This is a genomic window from Bradyrhizobium sp. SZCCHNR1015, from assembly GCF_032489875.1.
GTDB lineage: Bacteria > Pseudomonadota > Alphaproteobacteria > Rhizobiales > Xanthobacteraceae > Bradyrhizobium.
In genome coordinates this window covers 1-5,448 of the sequence record NZ_JAUEYW010000033.1, presented here as the reverse complement: position 1 = coordinate 5,448, position 5,448 = coordinate 1, and the positions used below count along the sequence as shown (strand labels likewise).

The 5,448-nt window shown below is 61.0% G+C and carries 6 protein-coding genes; 1 reads left to right on the top strand and 5 read right to left on the bottom strand.

Going from position 1 to position 5,448, the window contains the following annotated elements:
* Positions 1–165: 165 nt before the first annotated feature.
* From QX128_RS33135 to QX128_RS33120, 4 genes are all read right to left on the bottom strand, one after another.
* Positions 166–486 carry a hypothetical protein gene (locus QX128_RS33135; protein ID WP_316239655.1) on the bottom strand — a complete coding sequence of 107 codons (321 nt, stop codon included), beginning with the start codon at positions 484–486 and terminating at the stop codon, positions 166–168.
* Positions 487–519: 33 nt separating this feature from the next.
* Complete coding sequence (locus QX128_RS33130; protein WP_316239654.1) at positions 520–1,719, bottom strand: hypothetical protein; 1,200 nt, start codon at positions 1,717–1,719, stop codon at positions 520–522.
* Positions 1,720–2,060: 341 nt separating this feature from the next.
* Positions 2,061–2,873, bottom strand: a complete 813-nt coding sequence (locus tag QX128_RS33125; protein ID WP_316239653.1) for a class III extradiol ring-cleavage dioxygenase — start codon at positions 2,871–2,873, stop codon at positions 2,061–2,063.
* A gap of 235 nt (positions 2,874–3,108) precedes the next feature.
* Positions 3,109–3,543, bottom strand: coding sequence for a DoxX family protein (locus QX128_RS33120; RefSeq protein WP_315805528.1), 435 nt, complete (start codon positions 3,541–3,543; stop codon positions 3,109–3,111).
* Positions 3,544–3,645: 102 nt separating this feature from the next.
* Between QX128_RS33120 and QX128_RS33115 the strand changes: the two genes are divergently transcribed.
* Entirely contained in the window at positions 3,646–4,563 is a 918-nt protein-coding gene (locus tag QX128_RS33115; protein ID WP_315805527.1) for a LysR family transcriptional regulator, read from the top strand.
* Positions 4,564–4,617: 54 nt separating this feature from the next.
* Here QX128_RS33115 and QX128_RS33285 read toward each other — a convergent pair whose 3' ends face one another.
* Positions 4,618–4,950, bottom strand: a complete 333-nt coding sequence (locus QX128_RS33285; protein ID WP_410053205.1) for a TCP-1/cpn60 chaperonin family protein — start codon at positions 4,948–4,950, stop codon at positions 4,618–4,620.
* Positions 4,951–5,448: the final 498 nt, after the last annotated feature.

Genomic DNA, 5,448 nt, shown 5'->3' with positions numbered 1-5,448 from the left:
GCCGGGCGCTGGCCGCGCCCGTGGCCCGCCTGCTCAAAAAAATGCAGGCGGCAGGTACCACAGGTTCAGCCGAGATCGCCCGGCCCTCCCTGCGCGATGGTCTTCACGCTTATATGCAGGCTTCCTGGCGCTCGGCTTGTTGGCCGCCATGCGCGACAACGCCTTTCACGCGTTGCGCGGTGATACCAGCGTCGAGGTATCAGAACCCTGCAACTTCACGTCCGCAAGAACGTCGTTCGTCCGCACATCCAGGACATGCTGCCAAGGACATGCTGCCAAGGACATGCTGCCAAGGACATGCTGCGAGCTCTCGCGGCCACCGCTCCCCGCCTCGCGTGTCGTGACGATCGCGCGCAACGCCCCTCCATGATGAGGCGGGATGCGCGGAAAGATCGCGGTGATTTGCCCGACGACGCAAGCGAAATGATCTGCGACAAAGTAACCCGACGGGCAAGTTCGATTTGAACAAACCTGCGGGAGTGCCATCAGACAATCCAGTCATAACGATGGACGCAAAATTTACCAACGCTCGGAGCGAACGACGGCACTGGCCAGCCTCGCCTTCCCCGACGCTGCTCGATGCGGCTGCGCCTGAGTGCGAACAGCGACGGCTGAGGTAACTGTTTCAGAAGGCCATGCATTCTCGAAAGGTGGAGAGAACTGTCGCGCTCGCAGTGCAGCTATCTCCCAGGAATTCAGACAGGTCTTTCCGGCATACTCAGTCGAGTTGTAGAATGCGTGAAATCCGACGCCCAGCGCAGTAGCGAAGCGATCGCCTTTAGTTCCGCTGTCAATATAGGCGCGGAGTTTCGCACAAAACTTTTGCAAATTCCTTGACCACGGAGCATCTACCGCATTCTGCGCATTGTTGAAGTAGCCCTGCAGCTCTCCATATCGAAAAGAAAATGCTGAATATACTCCCGGCCAACCGTTTAGTCCGCTAGCGATAACGCCACTCGACCTTCCCTCCTTCACGATATTTATGACAGGAACTCTCCCACTGCGATAAACGATCCGCCGAGTTGCAGGATCGATCTCATATTGCTTTGGATCCGGCGCTCGGACGTCGGCGAAGGATTCCATTATCTCGTTCACCCCCGTATTGAGGGTTGAGATTGCGCTGGTATTCTTCTCGAGAAACGAGACAACAGGCACAACAACACTGCCTACACCGACAGATGAAAAACTTCCGAGCGCTACCGCACTGCTCCCAACCTTCGCTATTCCACCGATGAACTTGGCTGGATCGCCAAATCGTACAACTTCACTTCGCTTGAATTCCAGATGAATCTTGATACGAGCGTTTGCCTTCACATCGGTAATGATCTTTCCATCGCAATTCTGAACAACCGGATCCCCAAAGTTCGACTTTACAATAAGAGGCACCTTGACTTGGCCAACTTCATCTTTCTTAGCGTTTGGAAAGGTAACGACGGCAGCAAGTGCCACAGACCGATCTTTGACATTGAAGCCATCGACGAAAATATTCCCCGTTCGTTTCGGACCTATCCATGACGATGCAATCGAACTCAGACTTCCTTGAGCATCGCAGAGATTCTGAACTCTTAGATCGTATTCATATATGTCTTGAGGACTATTGATCGCCTCAAACTTAGGACGAGAACTGGCAGCTCTTTCTATCTCCTCGATCTGACCGAACGCAGGCGTTGCTACTACGAGCGCAAAAATCGAAAGTCCAAACGATACTACGACTTTCATTTCCTCCTCCCCTTGACCCGGAGCTTCGATTGAATGACCCTAATCACACCAACTAAAGATTGAAAATACAAGACAAGATCGTCCGCAGATTGCGGTAAAATGAAACCGGTCGCAGGAGAGGATGGCCGGGCAGCAATCTGCCGCTTGCGCGCGTAGGCATTACAACGAACAAATCACTACAAAGTGCGGCTCTGCTTCAGGCGATACAACAAAACCTTCTCGCGGCGCAGACTATGCGACGAAATGCCTTCGCTTAGGGAAAGTTCGGTCAGCGTTTAGTCAACCGCAATAAGAACAATGTCTTGGACTTATGCCGATAACCTTCAGGGTGAGTTGCGGGCTCAGGCCGCCGCCTTCGCCTCGTCGGCACCATGGAACGCATACACGTCCATGCGCAGCACGCCGTAATTGGCGCTGTTGTGCAGCCGTTCGACGCGGGCGCCCTCTCCCGCGGCGCCGAGTGCAGCGAACAGCGGCAGGAAGTGCTCGTCGGTCGGATGATTGTCGCGCGCATGCGGGGCGAGACGGCGGTAGTCGACGAGGTCGTCGACGCGGCCTTCGATCGCGGCGTTGTGCACCCAGTCGGCGAAGTCGACCACCCAGGACGGCGCGGGGTCGTCGATATCGAGCCGGCGCTTGCGGAATTCGCCGAGATTATGGGTGAAGCTGCCGCTGCCGATGATCAGCACGCCCTCGTCGCGCAGTGGGGCCAGCGCGCGGCCGAGTGCGAGATGATGTGCCGGCCCGCGCTCGGTCTGGATCGAGAGCTGCAGCACCGGAATGTCGGCCTGCGGGTACATCAGGAGCAGCGGCACCCAGGCGCCGTGATCGAGCCCGCGCTCGCGGTCGATGCCGACCGGCAGCCCGGCCGCCTGCAACCGCGCCGCGACGGCCTGCGCGAGATCGGGCGCTCCCGGCGCGGGATAGCGCAACTGATAGAGCTCACGGGGAAAGCCGTAGAAATCGTAGATCGTCTCGTTGGTGGCGACCGCATTGACGGCGGGGATGTCCGTCTCCCAATGCGCCGAGATCACCAAAATCGCCTTCGGCCGCGGCAGGCGGCCGCCGAGGCTGACGAGGAAGTCACGCGCCGCCGAATCCGTGAGCGGCAGCATCGGCGAGCCGTGCGACAGGAAGATGCTGGGAAGGGTCATGTCATCTCTCCTCGGACTGCTGACACGTCGTCAAGATCACGTCGTCAAGATAGCGCGCCAAAACCACAGCTGTCGTCCCTGCCAAGGCAGGGACCCATACCGCGTGATCGACACTCGAGGCAGGCTGAGTATCGACCGTCGTTCCCACACCAGTTCCGCCTGTGGTTATGGATCCCCGCCTTCGCGGTGATGACAGCGAAAGTGTGGCAACAGTCAGCGACCCCAACTGTCCGTGTCAGTGCGCGCTGCGCAACTGACCGCCGGCGAGGCTGCTGCGCAGGCCGCCCAGCGCGTAGGCGCCGTCGCCGAGCAGGGCCTGGATCACCAGGGTCACCGCCCAGAACGCCGGATACTCCCAGCCGCCCTTCGGATTGTTGAAGAAGAACCCGGCGGAGCCATGCACGGTGAAGATGGCGCCGAGCAGGATCGGCACGGCGGCGAGCGCCACCCAGCGGGTGTAGATGCCGAGGATTAGCGCGATGCCGGCCAGGATCTCGGCGGTGATCACCAGATAGGCCAGCTCGGGCGGCAGGCCGATACTGCCGAAGAACTTGGCGGTGCCGGCCGGCGTGAACACGAACAGCTTGAGGCTGGCATGGGCCAGAAACAACCCGCCAAGGGTGAGGCGGAGCAGAAGCGCGGCATAGGGCGCGGTACGGGAATCGATCATCGGAACCTCCGGTGGGGACCCCCAGCATATGGATCATTTCCCGAAAGACGATAATCCGATACAATGGAAAATCAGTTCACACCCAAAGAGTGAGATGATCCAGTGTTGGACCGGCTGACCGGACTGGAGGTGCTCTCGAAGGTGGCCGGTTCCGGAAGCCTGTCGGGCGCGGCCCGCCTGCTCGGCATGTCGCCGACCATGGTGACAAAGCACCTCGCGGCGCTGGAGACGCGGCTCGGCACCAAGCTGTTTCACCGCACCACGCGCCGGCTGACCATCACCGAGGCCGGACGCCGCTATCTCGACCTTGCCGAGCGCGTGCTCGGCGACTTCGAGGCGGCCGAAAGCGCGATCGCGGCCGACCGCGTCGAGCCGCGCGGGCTGTTGCGGCTCAATGTCCCGCTCGCCTTCGGCACGCGCCAGATCGCGCCGCTGCTCGCCAGCTTCGCCGCGCTCTATCCCGGCGTCAGCGTCGAGCTTGGGCTCAATGACCGGCTGGTCGACCTGATCGAGGAAGGCTGGGATCTCGCGATCCGGATCGGCACGCTCAAGGACTCCAGTCTGGTGGCGCGGCGGCTGGCGCCGTGCCGGATGATGGTCTGCGCCGCGCCGTCCTATCTCGCCGCGCATGGGACACCGCGCACCACGGCCGATCTCGGCAGCCATAACTGCCTCGGCTACACGCTGGCGGCGGCCGGCCCGTCGCGCTGGCGCATGGGTGGCAAGGCCGCGGTCGATGTCACCGTGAGCGGCAATCTGCGCGCCAACAATGGCGATGCGCTGCTCGCGGCAGCGCTCGCCGGGCAAGGCGTGATCTACCAGCCAACCTTCATCGTCGGCGACGAGATCCGCGCGGGACGGCTGGTGCCGCTGACGCTCGAGGTGCCGCCATCGGACCTGCTGGCGGTGCATGCCGTCTACCTGCCGGATCGCACGCCCTCGGCCAAGGTGCGCGCCTTCATCGACCACCTCGCGGCGGCCTTCGCGCCGGAGCCGCCCTGGGATCGCGATCTTGCGTAAGCGGCGTCAGTTCTTCGTGACGTCGTCGCGAACGAACTGAGTTTCGGGCGAGCCTCAGAAATCCATTCCGCTCATCCTGCCGCCGGACGGCGTGGCCGGAGCCGCCGCCTGCTCTCTGCGGAGTTCGGCGACCATCGCCTCGGTCGTAATCAGCAGGCCCGCAACGGAGGCAGCGTTCTGCAGGGCGGTCCGCACGACCTTGGTCGGATCGATGATTCCCTTGCTGATCATGTTCCCGTAGTCGTCGGACTGTGCGTCATACCCGTAAGCATATTGATCCCGCTCCAACAATCTGCCGACGATGACGGAGCCGTCGGCTCCGGCATTTGCCGCAATCTGGCGCACCGGTGCTTCCAACGCCTTCATGACGATACCAAAGCCATGCATGATGTCCGGATTTTGCCGAGCAGATTGCCAGCCCGCTCCCCGCGTCCGCGAATGACGGCGAGCGGATTCGCGCCTTTCTCTGAGGTTGAGAATCATTTCTGTCAGATAGTCGATCAATTCGGCTTCGAGCGAATCGGGAAGCTGCAAACGATGGACACGCTGAAAGAAGAGATCCGGATAGACGAACGGACTGTCGGAATTCAGCAGCTTCTCGATGGATGCGAAGATCTCATTCAAGAGCCTGTTGTTCAACAAGGACTGCTTACGAAGCAAGCGTCCCAGATCGTGCGTGTCAGACATCGCGAGGTCGGAAATGCTGTCCGGCTCGCTCTTGCTCCTGAACACCCGGCTCAGGGCCTGCCTGGCGCGCAACAGCGCAATGCCGCCGCCCGGCAGGATGCCTTCCTCGACGGCCGCACGCGTCGCATGCATCGCGTCATCCACGCGATCCTTGCGCTCCTTGACCTCGACCTCGGTCGCGCCGCCGACGCGGATCAC

Coding starts and splice junctions, on each gene's coding strand:
- QX128_RS33285 (WP_410053205.1), bottom strand. CDS start 4,950: ATGCATGGCTTTGGTATCGTCATGAAGGCGTTGGAAGCACCGGTGCGC.
- QX128_RS33120 (WP_315805528.1), bottom strand. CDS start 3,543: ATGATCGATTCCCGTACCGCGCCCTATGCCGCGCTTCTGCTCCGCCTC.
- QX128_RS33130 (WP_316239654.1), bottom strand. CDS start 1,719: ATGAAAGTCGTAGTATCGTTTGGACTTTCGATTTTTGCGCTCGTAGTA.
- QX128_RS33125 (WP_316239653.1), bottom strand. CDS start 2,873: ATGACCCTTCCCAGCATCTTCCTGTCGCACGGCTCGCCGATGCTGCCG.
- QX128_RS33135 (WP_316239655.1), bottom strand. CDS start 486: ATGGCACTCCCGCAGGTTTGTTCAAATCGAACTTGCCCGTCGGGTTAC.